The 2,423-nt window shown below is 70.3% G+C and carries 2 protein-coding genes and 2 pseudogenes; all 4 read right to left on the reverse strand.

The window, feature by feature from the left end; translation table 11 throughout:
* Positions 1–6: 6 nt before the first annotated feature.
* Positions 7–585 (reverse strand): annotated as a pseudogene (locus G3N93_RS38015) (AraC family ligand binding domain-containing protein); the annotation flags it as partial.
* 119 nt (positions 586–704) lie between these two features.
* On the reverse strand, positions 705–1,502 hold the full coding sequence (locus tag G3N93_RS38020) for a YkgJ family cysteine cluster protein (RefSeq protein WP_206135326.1): 798 nt from the start codon (positions 1,500–1,502) through the stop codon (positions 705–707).
* 61 nt (positions 1,503–1,563) lie between these two features.
* Positions 1,564–2,163, reverse strand: a complete 600-nt coding sequence (locus tag G3N93_RS38025) for a uracil-DNA glycosylase family protein (RefSeq protein WP_206135327.1) — start codon at positions 2,161–2,163, stop codon at positions 1,564–1,566.
* A 122-nt stretch (positions 2,164–2,285) separates the two neighbouring features.
* A pseudogene (locus G3N93_RS41905) lies at positions 2,286–2,423 on the reverse strand (nitrate ABC transporter substrate-binding protein); the annotation flags it as partial.

Here is a 2,423-nt window from a genome sequence, read left to right on the forward strand (position 1 = left end):
TCAAGCTCGGCCTGCGCGCTGGGCGCCGCGCTGCGCGAGCTTGTCGAGCGCACCCGCGTACTGCGTGCAGACGAGCCCGATCAGCTGCAGCAGGTAGCCGCGCAGCAGCGTGGTCGAGCCGAACGTGCGCACGCGATCGGTGTCGAGCATGCACAGCGCGAGGCGGCGCGCTTCGTCGTAGGAGTCGCCGGTCAGGATGAAGTCGAGGTGTTCCTGGAAGCGGAACGGCGTCAGCTCGGGAAAGCGGTGCGCGGGCACGTCCTCGAGATCGAGCGGGTCGACGTCGAGATCGGCGCGCAGGAACGCCTGGCTGAAGTTGATCACGATGAAGTGCGCGCCTTCCGGATGCGGGATCAGGTGCTCGCGGTGCGGCAGCACGAACGCAAGCGCGCCGCGCGGAAACGGCCGCGTGACGCCGCCGATCCGCTGCTCGGTGTCGCCGCCGAGATTGAACTGGATCTGGAAATACGCGTGCCGGTGCGGCTCGGTGATCGCCTGGCGCGACGCCTGGTCGCGGATGTAGAAGTCGAGCCGGTCGCTGCGTTCGGGCATCCCGTACAGGCGCGGCGGGGCGATGGAGGGCATGAAGGATTCTGCTGTTCGTGACGCGGTTGAGCCGCGATGGTACAGCGAACCGGGCGCGACGGCGATCAGTGCGGCCGCACGACGTTGCCCGGTGTCGCTCGCGGCGTGCCGCGCGGCGATCATTCGTCCGGGTGGAAGCCGAGATAACGGGCGTGCGGATTGCCGCTACCTGCACGCTGGCTTGCCGCGCCGACCGACACGAGCGCGTCCATCGTCGACGTGCGGTTCGATACGAGCGTCCAGGCGATGGCGTCGTCGGCGTTGGTGGGCACGGACTCCGACTCCGACTCCGCTGCCCGCAGCGCCGTCAGCGCGGCGAGCAGCGTGGCGGACGGCGGTGCATGGACGGCGAACCCTTCGTTGGCCACGGCCGCCGTATCGATCCCCAATGCCGCGCAAAGCCGCGCCCGCAGCGGCGTCTCGGCTTCGCTTGCCGCACGCGAGCGTGCGATGTTCTCGCGGGTGTCCGCGTCGACGATCGTGCCGCCGCGGACGAACGGCGCCTGCTGCCACGCGTCGGGCGTGCATTGCTTGCCGTCCGGCACCAGCGGCACGAACGGATTCACTTCGGCCGGATAGATCCGGCACACGAGCGGGCGCTCGTCGTAGATCGCGCAGCGCAGGTCGTCGAGCAGGTTCGGGCATGGCCCGGCATGGGTTGCCGTGAGCATGACCGTGATGCGGACGGGCAGCGAGCCGCTGAGTGCGGCGGTCGAGCGCACGCGCTTGTACGCGGCGAACGCGTTGTCGGGCTCGGGCTCGACGAGCCACGGCATTGCGTCGCACAGCAGCTCCACGTGGCCGCCGCGCTGCAGCCACGCGGTGGCCTCGTCGATCGTCAGCGGAATGCGCAGGTCGCGGCAGCATCCGCCGCAGCCGTTGCAGGCAAAGTCGAGGTCGGTGGGGGTGTCGTTCATGCTGGATTCGATACGGATAACGGGGATGTCGCGAAGGGTCGCGACATGGCAGCGGTTGTGTTTATCGGGTGATCAGCGGCGCGACCCGGCGCCGCAGCTCGGGCACGACCTCGGCGTCGAACCACGGGTGGTGCTTGAACCACGCCTGGTTGCGCGGCGACGGATGCGGCAGCGGCAACACGTCGGGGCCATAGTCGCGCCAGGCATGCACGGTGTCGGTCAGCGTGGCCTTGCGGGTGTCGCGCAGGAAATGCCGCTGCGCGTACTGGCCGATCAGCAGCGTGAGCCGGATCGACGGCAGCTCGGCGAGCAACCGGTCGATCCACAGCGGCGCGCATTCGGGGCGCGGCGGGTTGTCGCCGCTTGCGCCGCGGCCCGGGTAGCAGAAACCCATCGGCACGATCGCGAAGCGTGTCTCGTCGTAGAACGTGTCGGCGTCGACGTCGAGCCAGCCGCGCAGCCGCTTGCCGCTCGCGTCGTCCCACGGGATGCCGCTCGCATGGACGCGGGCGCCCGGCGCCTGCCCGACGATCAGGATGCGCGCGTTGCGATGAGCCCGCACGACGGGGCGCGGGCCGAGCGGCAGGTCGGCTTCGCAGGCACGGCACGCGCGGATTTCAGTAAGCAGCACGTCGAGCGGCGCGCGCGTGGGTTTCGGCATCGAATCTGATCGGGGACGGAGTGGTCATGCGGCGTCACCCGGAGGGCGCGTGCCGGGCGCCGACAGGCGGCCCGGACAGGCGTCGCGCGGGAGCGCGCGCCGCCTGCATCACGCGGCGCGCGTCAAGCCTGCGACAGGCCCGCTGCGCCGCTTTCGGCGACGGCAGCATCATACAACGCGGTTTGCGCGATCGCTCGGGCGATCCCCGCGTCGTCGTGCGAACCGTCGAGCATGCCCCAGCGCCGGTATTGGGACAGGAA

This window comes from Burkholderia sp. Se-20378 (assembly GCF_017104665.1).
In the GTDB taxonomy this organism is placed as follows: Bacteria; Pseudomonadota; Gammaproteobacteria; order Burkholderiales; family Burkholderiaceae; genus Burkholderia; species Burkholderia lata.

Excerpts from the sequence above, each read along its gene's own strand:
- G3N93_RS38020 (WP_206135326.1), bottom strand. The coding sequence starts at position 1,502 with ATGAACGACACCCCCACCGACCTCGACTTTGCCTGCAACGGCTGCGGC.
- G3N93_RS38025 (WP_206135327.1), bottom strand. The coding sequence starts at position 2,163 with ATGCCGAAACCCACGCGCGCGCCGCTCGACGTGCTGCTTACTGAAATC.